Origin of the sequence: Nocardia pseudovaccinii, from assembly GCF_050942345.1 — a bacterium.
Lineage (GTDB): Bacteria > Actinomycetota > Actinomycetes > Mycobacteriales > Mycobacteriaceae > Nocardia > Nocardia pseudovaccinii.
Genome location: NZ_CP192074.1, coordinates 8,768,021 through 8,788,281, shown reverse-complemented (window position 1 = coordinate 8,788,281; position 20,261 = coordinate 8,768,021). Strand labels below are relative to the sequence as shown.

The window sequence follows — 20,261 nt, the reverse complement described above, 5'->3', positions numbered from 1 at the left end:
ACACAGGAGCTGACAAAAACATGGCAAAGCAGATCGAGTTCGACGAGAAGGCTCGTCGTGCTCTCGAGCGCGGCGTCGACAAGCTCGCCGACGCGGTGAAGGTCACCCTCGGGCCGCGTGGTCGCCACGTCGTGCTCGCGAAGGCCTTCGGCGGCCCGACCGTGACCAACGACGGTGTCACCATCGCGCGCGATATCGACCTCGAGGATCCGTTCGAGAACCTCGGCGCGCAGCTGGTCAAGAGCGTCGCGACCAAGACCAACGATGTTGCCGGTGACGGCACCACCACCGCCACGGTGCTGGCCCAGGCGCTGGTGCGCGCGGGTCTGAAGAACGTTGCGGCGGGCGCGAATCCGATCGTGGTGGGTTCGGGCATCGCCAAGGCCGCCGACGCGGTCTCCGAGGTGCTGCTCGCGCTGGCCACCCCGGTCTCCGGCGAGCAGGCCATCGCACAGGTCGCCACCGTCTCCTCGCGCGACGAGGAGATCGGCGAAATGGTCGGCAAGGCGCTGACCACCGTCGGCAAGGACGGTGTGGTCACCGTCGAGGAGTCCTCGACGCTGCAGACCGAACTCGTCGTCACCGAGGGCGTCCAGTTCGACAAGGGCTACCTCTCGCCCTACTTCGTCACCGACGCCGACAGCCAGCAGGCCGTCCTCGAGGATGCCTACATCCTGCTGAACCGGGAGAAGATCAGCTCGCTGCCCGATCTGCTCCCGCTGCTGGAGAAGATCGCCGAATCCGGCAAGCCGGTGCTGATCATCGCCGAAGACGTCGAGGGCGAGGCGCTGTCCACCCTGGTGGTCAACTCGATCCGCAAGACCCTCAAGGCCGTTGCGGTGAAGGCCCCGTTCTTCGGTGACCGGCGCAAGGCCTTCCTCGACGACCTCGCCGTCGTCACCGCGGGCACCGTGGTCAACCCGGATCTGGGCATCTCGCTGCGCGAGGCGGGCATCGAGGTGCTCGGCAAGGCGCGTCGCGTCGTCGTCACCAAGGACGACACCACGATCATCGACGGTGCGGGCACCGCCGAGGACATCGCGGCCCGTGGCGCGCAGCTGCGGCGCGAGATCGAGGCCACCGATTCCGATTGGGATCGGGAGAAGCTCGAGGAGCGCCTGGCCAAGCTGGCCGGCGGCGTCGCGGTGATCAAGGTCGGCGCGGCCACCGAGACCGCGCTCAAGGAGCGCAAGTACCGGGTCGAGGACGCGGTCAGCGCGGCCAAGGCCGCCGTCGACGAGGGCATCGTGCCCGGTGGTGGCACCGCCCTGGTGCACGCCGCCGCCAAGCTCGTCGAACTGCGCGACTCGCTCTCCGGCGACGAGGCCATCGGTGTCGAGGCGGTGCGTACCGCACTGTCGGCGCCGCTGTTCTGGATCGCCACCAATGCGGGCGTGGACGGTTCCGTGGTGGTCAGCAAGGTCGCCGACGGCAAGGAAGGCTTCAATGCCGCCACCCTCGCCTACGGTGATCTGCTCACCGACGGTGTCGTGGACCCGGTCAAGGTGACTCGCTCCGCGGTCGTGAACGCGGCGTCGGTGGCCCGGATGATCCTCACCACCGAGAGCGCCGTGGTCGACAAGCCCGCCGAAGAGGAGCACGACCACAGCCACCACGGTCACGCGCACTGAGCGCAGGCCGCACGGCAGAAGGCCCCCGGGACCGCACGTCCCGGGGGCCTTCGTCTTGTGAACAATATGAACGCAATGGCACGCAACAAGTCGAAAAATATCAATCGCGAGAACTGATTCCGACTCGGGTCGGCGAAGTTCTAAGAGGCGACGGGTGGTTGCTCTGCGGCGATGGCGGCGAGCAATCTGGCACGCAGGGCGGCGGGCGGCTGGGCCGCCGTCGCCTCCGCGAGAGTGCCGAGAACTTCCTTCGTCTGCTGGACTTCGGTCATGAATTCCGCGCGTAGTACGGGGTCCTCGCCGTCGAGCACTTCCTGCACCGCATTGTGGTCTTCGTCGTCGATCGATCCGAGCGCGACGGCGTGCGCGAGATCGATCCGGGCTTCGTTCATCTCACGTCACCCCCAAACTTTTCTTCAGTCGTGTCAATCCGTCCCGTATACGGGACTTAACGGTCGGTAACCCTACGCCGAGGAAGTCGGCGACTTCCGCGTAGGTTCGCCCGCCGTAGTAGGCGAGCGAAATGGCTTCCCGCTGAGTCTGTGTCAACGTCCCTAGACCCTGCTGGACGGCCTGCTGCTCGAGCCTTCGCTCTACTTCTTCGGTGACCTCATCGAATTCGTTGCCGAGAACCCTTATCCCATAAGCGACTTCGCGCAGGGTATGGGCCTGTTCGGCGCGGACCCGGTCGACGGCCCGCCGATGGGCGAGGGTCATCAACCATGTCACCGCGGAACCTTTGGTCGCGTCGAAACTCGACGCGGTCCGCCAGATCTGGAGATACACCTCCTGGGTGGTCTCCTCCGCGTAGCCGGGGTCGTGCAGGACGCGTAGCACCAAGCCGAACACGCGCGCGCACGTTCGGTCGTACAGCTCGGCGAATGCCTCCTGGTCGGACCGGCCGCAACGTTCGAGAAGTGCGGCGAGCTCGATACTTTCGGCGGCGCGTGCCGTTACCGCAGATTCCACCCGATTCGACGTAATGGTGGGTGGGATGGCTTCTCTTCGGAACGAGTCGCCCTCTGCGGCCGGCGGCCGCGTTGTCACAACGCTCCATTCTGTGTCATCGGTCACTACCGTAGCGGGCCGCTATCGCACCCCGTGCGGTGGGGTATCAGCGAACCGCATACGGAGCCGGCAACTGCCCGGTAAACCTCGACACGCCAGACGCTTCTGGAGAGGACACGCCGTGACACGCCGCTGGTTTCGCGAAACGCCGTATCTACAACCGACTTCGGCTTGTGGCCATCGCCGGGTGTTTGCTAGGCATTCGGCGCGCCGCGCCACCTGGATGGGAAGAAGTTGGTTTTAAACGGCCATCCGACGACGGTTACGTCGAGCGTGCATCTCCCGCTCGGTTTCGGACATACCGCCCCAGATGCCGTAGGGCTCGCTGACTTTGAGCGCGTGGCTGCGGCACTGCATGAGCACCGGGCAGGCTCGGCAGATCTCCTTGGCGCGCATCTCGCGTGCGGTGCGGGCGCGGCCGCGTTCACCGTCCGGATGGAAAAACACCGCGGAGTCCTGGCCTCGGCAGGATCCTCGCATCTGCCAGTCCCAGACGTCCGCGTTCGGTCCGGGGAGGTGGGTCGGCATGGGCATGGTGAACTCCTCGTGGTGCGAGCTCGTCAGCGTTGTCGAGCAGTTGTTCTGCAACAGTTGTGGCCACGGCGCTGGGTCGGCGGCGTGCCATGGGCTCGCCTATTGCGGTCGCTGCAATTTCGCGCGGCGCCGACCGTGGCGATGAGTTACGTTAGGTCCAGCCGCGAAATTCCGTCAATAGTTCGATGCAGCAGTTTTCTAAATCTTAAGCTGCGAAAATTAACCTCGAAGCTGTTTACTTTTTGAGCCTGTCCGGTAATACTGATCGGTTGGCCAGCGGGCGGTATGTCTTCGCATGGCGTCAGTATTCCGCATTCCCGCAGGTGGGAACGGGTCGATGGTTGCATCCCCGTGTGGTAGCCAGTAGGCGAAGACGTGGGTCCTATCACACCGACGACGGCCCGCTACGATGTCCGGTCGGCCGGAGATGGCAGAAACGGGGCGCTGAGGTTAATTGCGCGAAACGCATGTGAATTCCGGTCGCACACGCTATGTGATTGCCGGAAGTACTTTTACTTGATGGAAACATGGCGACGGCGATGAAATGCTCAATATTAGCCGGAAGTACCTGACGGCCGGTTTCTCGCTGCGCGATCCCCTGCGGCACTCGGGTTAGAGTTCGGCGTGCTCGTGCCTGCTTCCCCCATATATATCGAGTCCGCCATGCTTGCCGACGCGGCTTTCGGCGCCTGCCCCGGCCGTGCCGCTACCGAGTTGCCAACCGCCGCGAACCCGCTCGATTCGTGGCATCGGGCGGTGATTTTCGGTGGTCAGGGTCGCTACGCCGCGGCACGTGAAGAGTTGCGGGTATTGCGCGCGCGGACCACCGATCCGGTGCTGCTTTCGCTGGCCGCGAGTACCGAGGGCTCGTTTCTGCGTCAGCTCGGCTGGCATGCCCGCGCCGCCGGATACGACGGTCGCGCGGCCGCGTTGATCGTGCCGACGGGGGATGCGGTCGGTCCGGAACGCGTGGACGCGATCTGTGACGCGCTGACCGGTCTCGCGGCCGACGCGCTCGGCACCGGCCGTCTGGCGCTCGCCTCCCGCCTGCTCCGGCGCAGTCATGACGCGATGACCCAGGCGCGGTCGCCGCATGGCTGGCGAACGCTGATCCGGTGGCATTGGGTCTGCGCGGAGACCGCGCTCGCTGGCGGTGCCGCCGACACCGCCGCACCCCATGCCGCGACGGCCCTCGCACTGGCCGAGGACGGGCCGTCCGTCCGGCACCGGGTCAAGTCCCGGCTCTTGGTCGCCGCGACCGCCGCGGCAGCCGGTGATGTCGAGCGTGCGCGAACGCTCGCCGATGAGGTCGCCGAGCAGTGCCGCGCGCACGGATTGCTCCCATTGCGTTGGGCCAGTTCGATGTTGCGCTCCGGGGTGTCCACGGGGGCTCGCGCAAGCGCGGCCGCGACCGATGCGCAGCAGTGCGCGCAGGCAATCGGCCGTCGTGGCGGGCACTTTCGTCCCATGAGTGATTCTCGAGTCTGATCAAGACACCACCGTGTTGCCCGGATCCACGGGTTGTATCGCTATTGTTAGACCCGTTCCGCCCCTTCGGCGGAAGCACTGGTCATCACTGCCGGTGCCACTTGTAACGCCAGGAAATTCTCTGACGATGACGAACACGGGCGAAGAGTTGGACCTCGCCGTCGCTGCCGCTGCGCAGGGCGACAGATCCGCTTTAGCTCAGGTACTCGAATTGGTCCGCCCGTTGGTGGTGCGCTATTGCCGCGCGCGGATCGGCGCCGCGGAGCGTGGACAGCTCTCTGCGGACGACGTCGCGCAGGAGGTATGTCTGGCCGTGATGACAGCTCTGCCCCGGTATCAAGACCAGGGCAGGCCCTTCATGGCCTTCGTATACGGAATCGCTTCGCACAAGGTTGCCGACGCTCATCGCAACGCCGCCCGTAACAAGGCGGAGGCAATGGCCGAAGTACCAGATGTCATATCCACCGACCAGGGGCCGGAACAGCGAGCTCTCGAGTCCGAAACGAGCAGGCAGATGAACAGTCTGCTCGCGACGCTTCCGGAGAAGCATCGAGAGATTCTGATCCTGCGTTTGGTCATGGGTTTGTCAGCAGAAGAAACCGCAGTCGCCGTGGGCAGTACGGCGGGTGCGATACGCGTCGCCCAACACCGGGCGCTCGCGAAACTGAAGTCACAAGTGGCGAGGGCAGGTGAAATGTATGGCTAGGGATGGCGAGCGCGGTCGGGGCGACTGGAAGGCGCGACGTGGATCGCGAAACAGCGGTCCCTACGCCGGGAGTGGTGACACCGGTCCGGTGGACATCGCGGCGGTGCGCAGAGACGATGCGCTGATCGATGCCATTGCTAGCAGCGGCCCGGTACAGACCGACAGCGCGGAGGAGTTTCAGCTCGCGTCGCTGCTGGCGGACTGGCGAGCGGAGTTGATTTCTCCGCCGTTGCCCGCTGAACCGAATCTCGATGAGATCGTTGCCGCGGTCAATCAGGAGATCGGTGCCCGGCAGGTTCGGATCGGTGCGCAGTCCGGTGGGCGACTACGGCTTGTCCGTCCGATTCTCGGGACGGCTGCCGCGCTGGCACTGGTCATCGGTGGTCTTTCGGCGTTCTCCTATGGCGCCGCTCCTGGTGATCCACTCTGGCGCGTCAAGGAAGTCGTGTTCAGCGAACAGGCGCAGTCGACCGTGGTGCAGCGCGCCGACAGCGATCTGGCCAACGCGAAAACGATGCTCGCTCAGGACAATCCGGAGCAGGCAAGGGCAAAGCTGGAGGGCGCCAAGGCGAATGCCGAGCTGATCGACGATCCGGTCAAGCGGGACAAGCGAATCAACGAATTCAATGTCTTGCTCGCGGAGTTGAACAAGATCGCTCCGGAGATCGGGAAGTCGCTCGCGGCGAGTACGACACCGACGACGACACCCAACCCGGCAACAACCGACGGCACCAACTCGCCGACCACCAAGCCTTCCGGCGATGCTGGTTCTACCTCCTCGGTGGTGCCGCCGGTCGATACGAAGGTGCCGACGACGACGGAACCGAACACGCCGGGTAAGTCGACACCGCCGACAACCGCGCCGCCGATAAGCACTCCCGCTCCTGAACAGCCCACCCAGCCCAGTCATCCGACTCAGGCTCCGCCGACCACCGTGGGAACCCAGCCCACGGGGGTCGTGCCGAGCGTGGATTCCGGCCCGCCCGCGCAACCCCCGACTCATCAGCAGCCGCCGACCTTCGTGGTCCCCACCGGTTTGCCGTCTTTGCCGGGGTTGCCCGGATCGGGGCCGGCCACTTAATCGGAGTCGATACTCCGACAGCGCTTTGGTTCGGGAGAAGCGCTCGATCCAGTAGAAGCGCTGTGGCGGATGCATATCCGCCACTTCCGCGCGTGCGTGGGTGCGCGGACATTCGAATTGTTGTGCATGAACCGATCGCCGACCGGCGGTCGGCTTCTTGTCTGTCAGCTATCTCACATCGCGCCCGCGCGTCAGCGCGCTGTGTGGGGTGCGCGATGTCAGCTGTCGAACCCGTCGAATCCGTCGCCGTGGAATGCCTCGTTCATCGAGGCGTCCGCGTATCCCCGGCAGTAATCCCAGGTGACATACGCTTCCGGCATCGGGTCGTAGGCGGGCTCGTGCGGGCGCACCGTGCCGTCGACCAGCAGCTGAAGCAGGTTGGCGCGCAGCATATCCCAGTCGTGGTAGTGATCTTGTCTGCAGTCTTCGCAGCTGACCACGAGTCCTCGGATGCCACGGTGCGCTAGTAGTGCCTCATACACCGCAAGGTCGGCGAGATCCTCCTCGACCGCAAGGCGCTCGTGGGGATCCAGCGGTTCACCGGGCTCGATGGCATCGAGCGCGGCGGACGGGTCGGAGGGGTCTCCGGCGAACGGATCCGGCGGCAAGCCAGGTGGTAGATGGTCACGCACACCCCCACGGTACGCAGAACAGGGTGCTCTTCGCCAGCTATGCGGCGCGCCAGTTTCGGTGGTGGGGTCAGTTCCGTGAGCGAGCGCAGCGAGTGAACCATAGGCACAGGCGCCCACGCGCACGGCGGAGCCGAGCGTCAGCGAGGCGCAGTCGTGAGCGAGCGCCAGCGAGCGAACCATGGATACAGCGCGCCTGGCGCGCGGCGGGGCCGAGCGTTAGCGAGGCGCTGTCGGGCGCCTGTTTGCGGGACAGATACCATGGGGGACAGGCCCCGGCCAGTATCCGACAGCGCTGGCGGAGCCGCCACCGTCCATCCCATCAGCTTCCACGACGCCGGCCAACCCGGCGTTCGTTGCTTTCGACGTCCAGGAGGGGTCGATCCGAATGAGTAATCCCGTATCGGGCGAACGAATCGCGGTCCGCCCTCCTACGGGTGGTGACGATCCGAACAAGATCGCCATGCTCGGCCTCACGTTCGACGATGTGCTGTTGCTACCGGCCGCTTCGGATCTCATCCCGAGCTCGGTGGAAACCTCCAGCCAGCTGACCCGTGAGATCCGGTTGCGCACCCCGCTCTGCAGTTCCGCCATGGACACCGTGACCGAGGCGCGGATGGCCATCTCCATGGCGCGCGCGGGCGGCATGGGTGTGTTGCACCGCAATCTGGCCGTCGCCGATCAGGCCGCGCAGGTCGAGACCGTCAAGCGGTCCGAGGCGGGCATGGTCACCGACCCGGTGACCTGCCGCCCCACCGACACCCTCGCCGAGGTCGACGCGATGTGCGCCCGCTTCCGCATTTCCGGCCTGCCGGTGGTGGATGAGACCGGCGCGCTTGTGGGCATTATCACCAACCGCGATATGCGCTTCGAGGTCGATCAGAACCGGCGGGTCGCCGATGTGATGACCAAGGCGCCGTTGATCACCGCGCAGGAGGGCGTCACCGCCGAGGCCGCGCTCGGTCTGCTGCGTCGCCACAAGATCGAGAAGCTGCCCATCGTCGACGGTAACGGCCGCCTGCGCGGACTCATCACCGTCAAGGACTTCGTCAAGACCGATCAGTACCCGAATGCCACCAAGGACCGTGACGGCCGCCTGCTCGTCGGTGCCGCGATCGGTGTCGGCGAGGACTCCTGGTCGCGCGCCATGACTTTGGCCGACGCCGGGGTGGACGTGCTCATCGTCGATACCGCGCACGGCCATCAGGCCGGTGTGCTGCAGATGGTGACCAAGGTCAAGGCCGAGGTCGGCGATCGCATCCAGATCGTCGGCGGCAATGTGGCCACCAGGGCCGGTGCGGCCGCGCTGGTCGAGGCGGGCGCGGACGCGGTGAAGGTCGGTGTCGGTCCCGGCTCCATCTGCACCACCCGCGTGGTCGCCGGTGTCGGCGCGCCGCAGATCACCGCGATCCTCGAGGCCGTCGCCGCGTGCAAGCCGTACGGCGTTCCGGTTATCGCCGACGGCGGCATCCAGTTCTCCGGTGATATCGCCAAGGCCATCGCGGCTGGCGCGTCCACCGTGATGCTCGGCTCGCTGCTGGCCGGTACCGCCGAGTCGCCGGGTGAGCTGATCCTGGTGGGCGGCAAGCAGTTCAAGAGCTACCGCGGCATGGGCTCGCTGGGAGCGATGCAGGGCCGCGGCCAGGCCAAGTCCTACTCCAAGGACCGCTACTTCCAGGACGACGTGCTCGCCGAGGACAAGCTGGTGCCCGAGGGCATCGAGGGGCGGGTGCCGTTCCGCGGACCGGTCAACCAGGTGATCCATCAGCTCGTCGGCGGCCTGCGGGCGGCCATGGGCTACACCGGGTCGCAGTCCATCGCGGATCTGCAGGAGGCGCAGTTCGTGCAGATCACCGCGGCGGGGCTCAAGGAGAGCCACCCGCACGACATCACGATGACCGTCGAGGCGCCCAACTACACTGGTCGCGGCTAGCCCGGTTGACGTTTGTGTACTGGACCGTCCGGTCCGTGCATGATTGGGCTTGGTAGCGTCTCCACGCGCTTCGACAGCGAAGGCTGTGCGAAGCGAGGAGGCGCTCCGAGGTCCGGACTTCGGCCTGTCGCCTCACGCGACCACAACGGAGCGAGTCTTACGAGCGGCCCGTCTCGCGGCCGAGCCGTCGAAGCGCATGCGACGAAGTCGCGAGTCTCGACGGCGCCGCTAGCGACTGCTTGCAGGTCGCTCGAAAGGGTCGGCCGCGAGACACCAGGGGGCCGCGAACACGCCGCGCCGCAGGCGCGGCCAAGGATACAGAGGAGCAAGCGTGCGCGACATGGTCGAGATCGGTATGGGTCGGACCGCCCGGCGTACCTATGAACTGGACGATGTCGATATCGTCCCGTCGCGGCGGACTCGTTCGTCGAAGCAGGTATCGCTGGCGTGGCAGTTGGACGCCTACCGATTCGAGATCCCGTTCCTGGCGCACCCGACCGATGCGCTGGTCTCGCCGGAGTTCGCCATCGAACTCGGCAGGCTCGGCGGACTGGGCGTCATCAACGGTGAGGGGCTGTGGGCCCGGCACGCCGACGTCGCCGCGAAGATCGACCAGCTGCTCGAACTCGTCGCCAAGGGCGGCTATGAGCGGGCCGTCGGGCTGCTGCAGGAACTGCATGCCGCGCCGATGCAGCCGGATCTGCTGGCCGCCGCGGTCGCGCAGGTGCGGGCCGCCGGTGTGACGGTGGCGGTGCGGGTGAGCCCGCAGAACGCCCGCGCGCTGACCCCGGCGCTGCTGCAGGCCGGTATCGACCTACTCGTGGTGCACGGCACCATCATCTCCGCCGAACATGTCGGCGATGGTGAGCCGTTGAACCTCAAGACGTTCATCGCCGAACTGGATGTGCCGGTGGTGGCCGGTGGCGTGAGCGATCACAAGACCGCGCTGCACCTGATGCGCACCGGCGCCGCGGGCGTCATCGTCGGTTACGGTTCCTACCCCGGCGCGACGACCACCGGCGAGGTGCTCGGCATCGGGGTGCCGATGGCCACCGCCATCGCCGATGCCGCCGCCGCGCGTCGCGACTACCTGGACGAGACCGGCGGACGCTATGTGCACGTGATCGCCGACGGTGATATCGCCACCTCGGGTCAGTTGGCCAAGGCCATCGCCTGTGGCGCCGATGCCGCAATGCTCGGCGTCCCGCTTGCGCTGGCCACCGAGGCGCCGGGCCGCGGCTGGTACTGGCCTTCCTCGGCCGCGCATCCGTCGGTGCCGCGCGGTTCGCTGCTGCACGTGGAGGATCCGTGGGATCTGGGCGGCGAGCTGTCCGGTGATACCGGCGAGTCGGTGCGTCCGAGCCTGGAGCGTGTCCTGTACGGACCCTCCGACGACCCGTTCGGCTCGCTGAATCTCGTTGGCGGCCTACGCCGCTCGATGGCCAAAGCAGGCTACTCCGACCTCAAGGAATTCCAGCGGGTCGGCCTCAGCGTGCGCGCGTGACCCCAACCCCCTCGGCTCGCCGAGCGCAGTCGAAGGGTGGTCGACGAGACAGTTCGCAGCCGCCATTCGGCTTGTCGGCGCACTACGGGTCAGCGGACGTGGGTGGGCACGGATCGGTCGCGGAGGAACTGCTGGATGGCGTGATTCACCGGTTCGGGGTGGGTCATCGTTACCGCCAGGCGCGCGCCCGCGATCTCGACGAAGGTCGATGCGGTGAGATCGGCGGCCAGTTGCTGGGCGCGCTCGCGGGCGATGCCGCTGTCGGTGGCGTGAATCACCAAGGCGGGGCAGGTGATTTCGGATAAGCGATCCGAAACCGAATCGCGGCCGAGCAGACAGCCCGCGGCGACCTCGATGCCCTGGCGGTCGCGGACCAGCCAGCGTTTGGTCCAGATCGCCCGGTACCACTCGTCATCGCCGATCAGCCAATACGCGAGCTGTTCGACGGCCTCCTGCCGGGAGCCGTCGTCGTACCACTCGTCCAGGAATTTCTGGGTCGCGGTGGATTGCTCGGGCGTCGGGCCGTTCGCCTCGGTGCTGATCAGGATCAGTGCGGAAACCCGCTCGGGTGCGATGAGCGCGGTGCGCAGCGCGGTGAACCCCCCTTGCGCGGTGCCGCCGAACACGGCGCGTTCGGCGCCGAGATGGTCGAGCACGGTGAGGGCGTCGCGCGCGGCGGTCCAGTAGGTGAACGGTAGCCCCTGGTCCCTGGTGCGGCCGTGTCCGCGCGCATCCCAGGACACGATCCGGAATTCCGGTGCGAGCGCGGCCATCTGGGATGCGAACATCGTCCGGTCCATGAAGAATTCGTGCGCTAGTAAGACCACCGGACCGTCGCCGCCACTGTCCTCGTAGTGAATGTCGGCGTCTATCGCGCGGGCGAAGGGCACGGCATGAGGATAACCAGCAGTGTGGGGGCGCGCGGGAGGATTTCCGCCGCTGACATCAAAGCCTCGCTGGCGCTCGGCTCCGATGCCAGCGATGCTGCTGTGCCGATGGTTCATCGCTGCGCTCCCTGCCGACTACGCCTAGCTGGCGCTCGGCTCCGCCGTCAGGGAGAACCCTGCTGTGCCGATGGTTCGCTCACTGCGCTCCCTGCCGACTGCGCCTAGCTGGCGCTCGGCTCCGCCGTCAGGGAGAACCCTGCTGTGCCGATGGTTCGCTCGCTGCGCTCCCTGCCGACTGCGCCTAGCTGGCGCTCGGCTCCGCCGTCAGGGAGAACCCTGCTGTGCCGATGGTTCGCTCGCTGCGCTCCCTCACTAAACTGTTCGAGTGGCAGAAACCCAGAGACCGGTCCTCGTCGTCGACTTCGGCGCACAGTACGCCCAGCTGATCGCCCGGCGGGTCCGTGAATCGAGTGTGTATTCGGAGGTGATCCCGCATACCGCCACGGTGGACGAGATCGCCGAGAAGCAGCCGCTCGCGGTGATTCTGTCCGGCGGACCGTCCAGTGTGTACGCCGAGGGCGCACCGCAGCTCGACGCGCGGCTGTTCGATCTCGACATTCCGGTCTTCGGCATCTGCTACGGCTTCCAGGCCATGGCGCAGGCGCTCGGCGGCACCGTCGCGCATACCGGCACCCGTGAATACGGTCGCACCGATCTCGATATCGATGGCGGTCTGCTGCACGGCGGCCTGCCCACCAGACAGCCGGTGTGGATGAGCCACGGCGATGCGGTCACCGACGCGCCCGAGGGCTTCGAGGTCACCGGCACCAGCGCGGGCGCTCCGGTCGCCGCATTCGAGAACCGGGCCCGCAAGCTGGCCGGTGTGCAGTACCACCCCGAGGTGCTGCACTCGCCGCACGGCCAGCAGGTGCTCAGCCGCTTCCTGCACGAACTCGCCGGCATCCCCGCCACCTGGACCCCGGCCAATATCGCCGAATCGCTGATCACTTCGGTGCGCGAGCAGATCGGCGACGGCCATGCGATCTGCGGGCTGTCCGGCGGTGTGGACAGCGCGGTCGCCGCCGCGCTGGTGCAGCGCGCGATCGGCGACCGCCTGACCTGTGTGTTCGTCGACCACGGCCTGTTGCGGGCGGGGGAGCGCGAACAGGTGCAGCAGGACTTCGTCGCCGCGACCGGCGCCAAGCTGGTGACCGTCGACGCGGTGGACAAGTTCCTCGGTGAGCTGAAGGGCGTCACCGATCCGGAGGAGAAGCGCAAGATCATCGGCCGGGAGTTCATCCGGTCGTTCGAGGATGCGGTCTCCGAGGTCGTCGTGGAACAGAGCGGTAGCACCAAGCCGGAGGTCGAGTTCCTGGTGCAGGGCACGCTCTACCCGGATGTCGTCGAATCCGGTGGCGGCAGCGGCACCGCGAATATCAAGAGCCACCACAATGTCGGCGGTCTGCCCGACGATCTGGAGTTCGACCTCGTCGAGCCGCTGCGGTTGCTGTTCAAGGACGAGGTGCGCGCGGTCGGCCGCGAACTCGGGCTGCCCGAGGAAATCGTTGCCCGCCAGCCGTTCCCGGGGCCCGGCCTGGCCATTCGCATTGTCGGCGAGGTCTCCGCGGACCGCTTGGAGACGCTGCGGCAGGCCGATGCCATCGCACGCGAGGAGTTGACCGCCGCCGGACTCGATCGCCAGATCTGGCAGTGTCCCGTGGTGCTGCTCGCGGATGTGCGCAGTGTCGGCGTGCAGGGCGACGGCCGCACCTACGGTCATCCGATCGTGTTGCGTCCGGTCTCCAGCGAGGACGCGATGACCGCCGACTGGACCCGGCTGCCCTATGACGTACTCGAGCGCATTTCCACCCGCATCACCAATGAGGTGGCCGAGGTCAACCGGGTTGTCCTCGATGTGACGAGCAAGCCGCCGGGCACCATCGAATGGGAGTGACCCCGCAATCGGGACTGATTTGCCGGATTTCGGGAGTACCGTCAGCCGGATAGACCAGTTCCCCAGGGGGTCCGGATGGCAGCGAAGAAGCCGCTCTGCACCTTCCACGCGGTTGTCGAGGCACCGTGTGGGGTGGTGGCCGCGCTGCTCACCACGGTGAGCCCGGGCCCGGTCGGTCCGGACAACGCCTTCTTCCTCGTCGACGGGCCCGACCCCGGGATCGAGTTGCGCGGCGGCCCGAACGAATTCCGGGCCGCGATCGCCGGGGATCTCAATGGGATTCGGGTCGAGGTGGATCGGGCGCAGGCGATGTTCGCGGTCGAGGGGCAGCGGTGGTTTCGCGCCGAATGTCGAGTGCTGCCGCATCCGAAGGGCGCTCGGGTGATCCAGCAGATGTTCAACGTCGCGACCAGTGGGCGGTGGATGGTGCCGATGATCGCACGGGGTGTCGAGGGCAAGCAGCGGGTGAGTATGCAGCGGCTACTCGACCGGATCAGTGAACATTTGGGCTGTCCGGCCTATTTGGAGTAGCGGTTGTGGGCGGCGGTGTGCGGCCGAGGATGAGCTGCCCGAGTAATAAGCCGCCACCGAGATAACTGCGGCTCGGTGTCAGCGGCATGAAACGGCCGATCGGGATTCCCGTATGGTCGGTCGGTTCGTCGTGGGTGTCGAACTGTTCCATGGGCATTGGCGTTCTGCTCCTCCGTAAAGAAAATGGCCCGTCCGCGGGACGGGCCATTCGGGTGATCAGCGGGGTCTGCGCGGGGAGATGACCAGGAAGATGCCGACCACGATGGCGGCGATCACGACGACCCAGCCGAGTGAGGCCACACCGGTGGCGGTCATGGTGGCCGGGCCGATGAAGGCCCAGATGCTCACGCCGAGGGCGAGCAGTCCGACGATCAGCAGGGAGACGGAAGGTCCCCGCTTGGTGACGTTGTCATCGGTGGGGTCAGCCACGGTGCACCTCCGCATTGCCGGTCCGGACGTGGACTTTCAGGTCGAGCACCGGTGCGCCGTCGGCATGCGGGCCGGTAATACCGGTGGGGCAGTTGACATCTCCCAGATTGACGGTGCAATCGGTGCGCACCGCCATACCCTCGGGCAGCAGGATCCTGGCATCGCCTAGCCGGACCGCGACCTCGACGGTCCGGTTCTCGGTCAGGTTCAGCGACCGCAGATCCAATGTGCCTGTCCCCACCGTCAACTCGTACTTCGGGGCCAGGTCGGCCATCGAGGTCGGCGCCCAGGTGCGATCGCCGACGGTGGCGCTGTCGAATTCGATCGGGCCGAGCATCGAGGCCAGCACCACGAATCCGGCGAGCGGTGCGGTCAACACCAGCAGGCCGAAGCCGCGACGGAGGAATGCGCCGATCACCAGACCCAACCCGATCACCGCCAGCGCCACCGCGCCGATGCGTCCCGGTGTCATCCACTCGACGCCGGAGGCGGCCAGCGCACCCGCACCCGCGGCGGCCAGGATGGCCAGGCCGAGCACCACCGGGGTGAGCCGGGAGCGGGGACGCTTCGGCGGGGGCGCGACGATGGTGCGGGTCGGGGTGGGTTCGGGGAGGTCCCAGGCGAGTGGGGCGACGCCGAGCGGGTCCCAGGAGGGTGGGGTCAGACCGGTGGGGGGCGCGGCCGTTGTGCGGGATGGGGGAGTGCTTGTGCGCGAGGTGGATTCGGTTCGCGATGAGCTACTGCCGCTCTCCGAGTCGGTGTCGCTCCCGCCGGACGTAGCGGCAGGTTGTGTGGTGTCGCGACCTGTTGCGCTGGACGTAGTGGTCCCGCCGGGCGTGTGCGGCGATTCGGAGGCGGGAATTCCCGGCGTTGTTCCGTTGTCGGGCGTTGTGGTCCCGACGGGAGGCGCTTCGGGACCCGCGTCACCCTTGTCGAGCAGGACGGTATCGGCCTCTTCCTTACGCAGCAGGACGGTGTCGGGATCGGCTGGCGTAGCGCCCGCATCGATCGGCGTGCCGTCCTTTTCGATCAACTCGGTTTCAGCGTCGCCATTTTCGGCATCGGGCATGCGAACCGTGTCCGGATCTGCCTGCTGCGCCGAGGTATTCGGTGCTGCCTGGGCCGGAGCATCCGGAACATATGCGTCCGGCAACTTCGTGTAGGGGGTGTACATCGGCGGCACATCGGGTGCGTAGAAGTCGCCGGGCATCGCACGCGGGGGGAATACCGCCCCGGGGTAGCCGGTCGCGGTGAGACCGCCGTCGAAGCCGCCGAGCGAACTCGTGCCGGGCGGCGGCTGCGGGTTCCGCATATGCAGCATCCACCAACCGGCCAGCAGCAGCGACATGCTGATCATGCCCGAGCCTGCCAGTCCGACGCCGACCGGTCCGATGGTGCTGACCGCGATGGCGAGCGCCACGATCAACACGATGGTCTTGGTCTGCGACTGCGAGCTGTGCCCCTTGCCGAACAGCGACTCGGCCGCCGAGGACTGATCACCCGCCGCGCTGAACAGCAGCCAGGCGAGCAAGTAGAGCACGATGCCTGCCCCGCCGAAGATTGTCGACACCACGAGCGCGACCCGCACGAGCACCGGATCGATCCCGTAGCGCTGCCCGAACCCGGCCGCGACGCCCGCGATCGGACCTTGCCGCGGCAACCGGACGGGCCGCGACTGCCACATCTGGTGAATCTGATCGCCGAAGCTCGTTTTCGTCATGGTTTCCATGGTCGTGCTGACCAGCACTTCGGCGCATCGGGGGGAACCCTGAGAAAATCTCTGATCTCTTTGGACCAAGCGGTCTCTTGTTTAGTCGCAGGGCGGACGGTAGGAGAGTTGGGGCAGGTAGCGCTGCCAGAGTTCGGGCGTCATGAGGGTGGCGGTGGCATGACAGATGCGTTCGATCGCGTGCTGCTCGTCCAGATCCCACAGTCGACGCTCGCCACCGCTACTCGAGGCGGACAGATAGTCGCCTTGTGGATGGAACTGGATGAACCAGACGTTGGGGCCGGGCGGTGCGATGGAACTGGCCGTGAGGCGGGGATGACGGCGATCGGTGAAGTCCCACAACCGCACCGATCCGTCGTTTCCGCTGGTGGCCATCGTCTTGCCGTCGGGACTGAACGAGGTCGAGCTGATCGCCAGATTATGTGCGGTGACCCGGTCACCGATCGGCTCTGGCGATGCCGGGTTACTGATGTCCCAGACCTGGAAGGTTTCGTTCGCGACGGTGACGGCGGTGCGGCCGTCGGGGTGCATGATCACGTCGAGCATCAGCGGCGAGTGCTCCGGCGGGGACGTACCCATCCGGACAGGGCGGTCCGGGTTCGAGATGTCCCACAGTGCCAGCCTGGTTCGCAGGGCCATCGCCGGCGAACTCGGTTCGGACAGGGTCGACTCGATGATCGCGAGGGTGGGCCCGGTCGGATTGAATCCGATGGCTTGGACCTGCGCGGGAGCCACGGACGTCGGTGTTCCGAGTAGCACCGGCCGGGAGCGGTCCGCAATGTTCGCGAGTTGGAAAGTATCGACCTTGGGATCCACAGTCTGCGCCGCCAGGGTCCAGTCGCGGTTGAAGCTCAGGCGCGACCATTGCGACGACGCGGCCTGCCAGTCGCCCGATACCCGAATGTTCTCCGGGTCGGAGAGGTCGACAAGGAACATCGGCCCCGTCGGACCGTCCCGCGCTATCAAGGACTTTCCGTCAGGGCTCAGGGCCCGGATCGATGATCCCGGTTTCGCCCGGAATTCCCCGATCCGGATTGGTTCCCGGGGGTTACCGGTATCCCATATGACGAATGTGCCGTCGCTGGAATCGCTCACCATTCGGGTGCCGGTGGCATCGAATATCGGACTCCGGCCCCAATCGGTGTGCCCATCGAGAACCGCAGGAGCCAGGGACCACAGCCGCACGACTCCCTCGGTGCCACCGACGGCCAAAATCTTTCCATCCGAGCTGAATGCCAGCCCCGTCGGTTCACCGGTACATCGGGTGGGAATTCTCGCGTCGTTGAGGCAGCGGGATGGAATCGCCGACAGCTGGGCGCCCAGCGGGGTCGGCTGGGCGGGATCGGCGATATTCCATAGTTTCGCTCCGGTGGCACCACCGGTCGCCAGTGTGTGGCCGTCCGGGCTGAAGGCGAGCAGGGGGACCGGCTGCTGAACCACGTTATCCACCAGCGGATTTCCGAGCGGGCGCGGGTGGGCGGGATCATCGGCGGCCCACAACTGGGTCACGCTGACGTAGGTGTGTCGTACGGTCAGGCGTGGACCGGCCAGAGCGAAGACGGTGTTGTCAGGGCTGAACCGGATTGCTTCGACATCGTGGGGCACCTCGAATGGTGTTCCAGCGCGGGTGATTTCCCCTGTGGCCGAGACGGACCACAATTCGACCGTAGCGATACTGCGGTCCCAGTCGCTGGTCGCGACCGCCAGTAACCGCCCATTGCCGCTGAACGCGAACGTGGACAGGTCCCGATTGCGCGGCGCGGGGATGAACCGACCCTGGATCGGTTCGGCCGGGTTGCCGACATCCCACAGGGTGATGCCTTTGTCGCGCATGGACCCGACTGCCAGCGTCCGTCCGTTCGGGCTGAAGGACACCAGATAACCCGTGTCGCCGGTGGCCGTCGGCGGTGATCCGAACAGCCGGGGATGCGCCGGATCACGGACATCCCACAGCTGCGGTCGCGCCGAAGTGCCGGTGGTCGCGAGCACCGTGCCATCCGGGTTGAATGCCATGGACATCGCCCCGGAAGGGGATTCGCGTAGCGGCTCGCCCAGCGGGTGGGGATGTCGCGGATCGGCGACGTCCCAGAGACGGATGGTGTTGTCGTTGCTCGCGGAAGCCAGCACGCGGCCATCGGGTCGGTACGCGATGGTCCTGATTCCCTCGTCGTGTGCGACAAATGGTGTTGCGAGGGCGAGGTTCTGGGTCGCGAGCAACCGTGCCCGCACCTCCGGATCGCCCGGCCTGAGTTGTCCGGCAACGAGATATAGCTGCGCGGACAGCGATGGATCGATTTGTTGTAGTCGATCCGCCTCCGCCAGTACGGATCCGAAGTTCTTGTCGTTGCGCTGCTGTTTGGTGAGCTCGGCCTGCGCGTAGGCGACCGTGCCGAGTACGAGTAGGCCGACGCCGAGCATGGCGAGGGCTACGCGGGTCACCGACGACCGTCTGCGGGTATGCGTTCGCGCTGCTCGGGAATGCTCGAGGAAAGTGCGGATCTGGCCGCCGACCGCGGGTGGATCGACATGACCGAGTGCGGTCTCGAGCCGGGTGCCCCGATAGAGCAGTGAGGGATCCTGCCCGGTCGAATCCCATTCCGCGGCATCGGCTTCCAGCCGCTGCCGGACCAGGTAGCCGACGCGGTCCTCATCGATCCAGGTGTGCAGTCGCGGCCACGCGTCCAGCACGATCTCGTGGGTCAGGTACACCGAGTCGGAGTCGAGGGTGATCAGGCGCGTGCGGGCAAGCAGTTCCAGTGCGGCCGTGGCGGATACCGGGTCGGTGGTGCGTTGCAGCAGGTTCGGACGGACGGCGATGCGCCGGGTATCGCGCGAATCATTGGCGACGGCAACGAGTCCGAGCAGCACATCCTTCGCGGAGGACTGCTGGGTGTCGGATAGTTCGCTCCATGCCTGTTCGGCGGTGGCGGCGATGGAGCCGATGACACCGCCCGCCTTGCGATATCCGGCGACGGTGAGTTTGCGACCTTCGCGGTGCTGCCAGGTGGCGGCCATGACGTGCGACAGCAGCGGGAGTGCGCCCGGATCGTAGCTCTGGCGGTTCTCGTGATCGCCCAGTCCGCAGAGTTCGGTGATCACCAGTTCCGCCAGGCCGGACTCCAGTTCGAGCCCGGCGTGGTTGGCCGGCCCGATGAGTGCTCGGTCCAGTTCGTCCAGCCACATGGGGCCGAGTAGATAGCTCCGGTGTTCGAGAGCGTGCTGCAGGATCGGGTAGTCGAGGCACTGGGCATAGAAATCGGCGCGCAGGGCGATGACGACGGTGAGGGCATCCTCGGCCCGAGTGGCGCAGCGGTCCAAGACATTCAGGAAGGTTTCGCGCTCGCGCTCATCCGGGCAGGCGGTGAACAGTTCCTCGAACTGGTCCACGATGAGCAGTCGGCGTTGGTCGGCGCTCCACTGGTCGAGCGCCGTGCACACCTCGTCGGCGGATGGCTCGGCTATCGTGTTGTCCGCGTGAAAAGCCTTGGCCAGCGCGCGAAGCGGCCTCGCCCCGGGTGTCATCGTGGCGGTCGACCAGTTGTCGGTGACGGCGGGTATGAGTCCGGCGGCCAACAGCGAGGACTTGCCCGCACCCGATGCGCCGATCAGCACGACGACGCCATCCGCATCAGCGGCGGCGCCCTGGACCAGATCGACGAGTTCGGCAGTGGATCGGCTTCTGCCGAAGAACAGGTCCCGGTGCTGCTTGCGATACGAGGTGAGGCCGAGGTAGGGACAGCCCGCGTCGTCCTCGTCATTCGGTGTCCAGGCGATGGCGGCCTGCCAGAGCCGTTGCCACTCACGCACTTCCAGCAACTGCCGACTGACCTGCGACTCGGCCTTCTTGGCCAGGTCGATCAGGGTGAGCACCACCGGAAGCAGTGATTCGAAGCGAGCCGGAACATTGCGCCCCGCCTTCCAATCGCTGATCCGTTGCACCGAAGCACTCGCGGCAGCCCGCGTCCCCTGCGCGGCCCGCATCCTCGCTCCGGCCGCCGTGGCCACCCGTCGCAGCGTCGGGTTGCCCGCGGCCGCATAGAGATCGGCGAACCGTTGCGCGAAAACCGCACGCGGTGATCGGATTTCCCCCCGGGCCTCGGCGGTGGTGTCCCCTGCTACCACGTGCGCCCGATCTTTTTGGGCGACACAAACATAGG

Annotated in this window: 16 protein-coding genes; 8 read left to right on the top strand and 8 right to left on the bottom strand. The window is 66.6% G+C overall.

Translation table 11 applies throughout. From position 1 onward, the window contains the following. Window positions 1–20: 20 nt before the first annotated feature. The gene (gene groL, locus ACQPZ2_RS39715) at window positions 21–1,631 is read left to right on the top strand and encodes a chaperonin GroEL (RefSeq protein WP_433523085.1); all 1,611 of its coding nucleotides are present in this window, start codon (window positions 21–23) and stop codon (window positions 1,629–1,631) included. Window positions 1,632–1,771: 140 nt separating this feature from the next. Here groL and ACQPZ2_RS39710 read toward each other — a convergent pair whose 3' ends face one another. The 3 genes from ACQPZ2_RS39710 to ACQPZ2_RS39700 form a co-directional block, all read right to left on the bottom strand. Continuing rightward, complete coding sequence (locus tag ACQPZ2_RS39710) at window positions 1,772–2,023, bottom strand: RskA family anti-sigma factor (protein WP_040686724.1); 252 nt, start codon at window positions 2,021–2,023, stop codon at window positions 1,772–1,774. Window position 2,024: 1 nt separating this feature from the next. Then, window positions 2,025–2,600, bottom strand: a complete 576-nt coding sequence (locus tag ACQPZ2_RS39705; RefSeq protein WP_040686725.1) for a sigma-70 family RNA polymerase sigma factor — start codon at window positions 2,598–2,600, stop codon at window positions 2,025–2,027. A 339-nt stretch (window positions 2,601–2,939) separates the two neighbouring features. Next, a complete protein-coding gene (locus ACQPZ2_RS39700) occupies window positions 2,940–3,233 on the bottom strand; it encodes a WhiB family transcriptional regulator (RefSeq protein WP_014981828.1) in 294 nt (97 codons plus the stop codon). Window positions 3,234–3,896: 663 nt separating this feature from the next. Here ACQPZ2_RS39700 and ACQPZ2_RS39695 point away from each other — a divergent pair. The 3 genes from ACQPZ2_RS39695 (at window position 3,897) to ACQPZ2_RS39685 (ending at window position 6,508) form a co-directional block, all read left to right on the top strand. Then, the gene (locus ACQPZ2_RS39695; protein WP_433523084.1) at window positions 3,897–4,721 is read left to right on the top strand and encodes a hypothetical protein; all 825 of its coding nucleotides are present in this window, start codon (window positions 3,897–3,899) and stop codon (window positions 4,719–4,721) included. Between the two features lie 127 nt (window positions 4,722–4,848). Continuing rightward, window positions 4,849–5,427 (top strand): sigma-70 family RNA polymerase sigma factor, encoded by a 579-nt coding sequence (locus ACQPZ2_RS39690; RefSeq protein WP_040686727.1) that lies wholly within the window; start codon window positions 4,849–4,851, stop codon window positions 5,425–5,427. Further along, complete coding sequence (locus tag ACQPZ2_RS39685; RefSeq protein WP_433523083.1) at window positions 5,420–6,508, top strand: anti-sigma-D factor RsdA; 1,089 nt, start codon at window positions 5,420–5,422, stop codon at window positions 6,506–6,508. The genes ACQPZ2_RS39690 and ACQPZ2_RS39685 overlap by 8 nt, the downstream gene beginning before the upstream one ends. 218 nt (window positions 6,509–6,726) lie before the next feature. Here the strand turns inward: ACQPZ2_RS39685 and ACQPZ2_RS39680 are convergent, their stop codons facing one another. Beyond that, on the bottom strand, window positions 6,727–7,140 hold the full coding sequence (locus ACQPZ2_RS39680) for a DUF5319 domain-containing protein (RefSeq protein WP_040686729.1): 414 nt from the start codon (window positions 7,138–7,140) through the stop codon (window positions 6,727–6,729). A 385-nt stretch (window positions 7,141–7,525) separates the two neighbouring features. On the opposite strand from ACQPZ2_RS39680, the gene guaB reads away from it, so the two are divergent. Together guaB and ACQPZ2_RS39670 are read left to right on the top strand one after the other, a co-directional pair. Continuing rightward, on the top strand, window positions 7,526–9,070 hold the full coding sequence (guaB, locus tag ACQPZ2_RS39675) for an IMP dehydrogenase (RefSeq protein ID WP_157124170.1): 1,545 nt from the start codon (window positions 7,526–7,528) through the stop codon (window positions 9,068–9,070). Window positions 9,071–9,401: 331 nt separating this feature from the next. Further along, entirely contained in the window at window positions 9,402–10,574 is a 1,173-nt protein-coding gene (locus ACQPZ2_RS39670; protein ID WP_433523082.1) for a GuaB3 family IMP dehydrogenase-related protein, read from the top strand. An 89-nt stretch (window positions 10,575–10,663) separates the two neighbouring features. Here the strand turns inward: ACQPZ2_RS39670 and ACQPZ2_RS39665 are convergent, their stop codons facing one another. After that, complete coding sequence (locus ACQPZ2_RS39665; RefSeq protein WP_433523081.1) at window positions 10,664–11,464, bottom strand: alpha/beta fold hydrolase; 801 nt, start codon at window positions 11,462–11,464, stop codon at window positions 10,664–10,666. Window positions 11,465–11,846: 382 nt separating this feature from the next. On the opposite strand from ACQPZ2_RS39665, the gene guaA reads away from it, so the two are divergent. Together guaA and ACQPZ2_RS39655 are read left to right on the top strand one after the other, a co-directional pair. Then, on the top strand, window positions 11,847–13,415 hold the full coding sequence (gene guaA / locus ACQPZ2_RS39660) for a glutamine-hydrolyzing GMP synthase (RefSeq protein WP_433523080.1): 1,569 nt from the start codon (window positions 11,847–11,849) through the stop codon (window positions 13,413–13,415). A 75-nt stretch (window positions 13,416–13,490) separates the two neighbouring features. Next, complete coding sequence (locus ACQPZ2_RS39655) at window positions 13,491–13,946, top strand: hypothetical protein (protein ID WP_433523079.1); 456 nt, start codon at window positions 13,491–13,493, stop codon at window positions 13,944–13,946. A gap of 216 nt (window positions 13,947–14,162) precedes the next feature. On the opposite strand, the gene ACQPZ2_RS39650 is transcribed toward ACQPZ2_RS39655, so the two are convergent. From ACQPZ2_RS39650 to ACQPZ2_RS39640, 3 genes are all read right to left on the bottom strand, one after another. After that, the gene (locus ACQPZ2_RS39650) at window positions 14,163–14,375 is read right to left on the bottom strand and encodes a hypothetical protein (protein WP_063039019.1); all 213 of its coding nucleotides are present in this window, start codon (window positions 14,373–14,375) and stop codon (window positions 14,163–14,165) included. After that, window positions 14,368–16,095: a PspC domain-containing protein gene (locus ACQPZ2_RS39645; protein WP_433523078.1), complete on the bottom strand. Its 1,728-nt coding sequence runs from the start codon at window positions 16,093–16,095 to the stop codon at window positions 14,368–14,370. Before ACQPZ2_RS39645 ends, ACQPZ2_RS39650 begins: the two co-directional genes overlap by 8 nt. A 90-nt stretch (window positions 16,096–16,185) precedes the next feature. Continuing rightward, window positions 16,186–20,226: an AAA family ATPase gene (locus tag ACQPZ2_RS39640; protein WP_433523077.1), complete on the bottom strand. Its 4,041-nt coding sequence runs from the start codon at window positions 20,224–20,226 to the stop codon at window positions 16,186–16,188. Window positions 20,227–20,261: the final 35 nt, after the last annotated feature.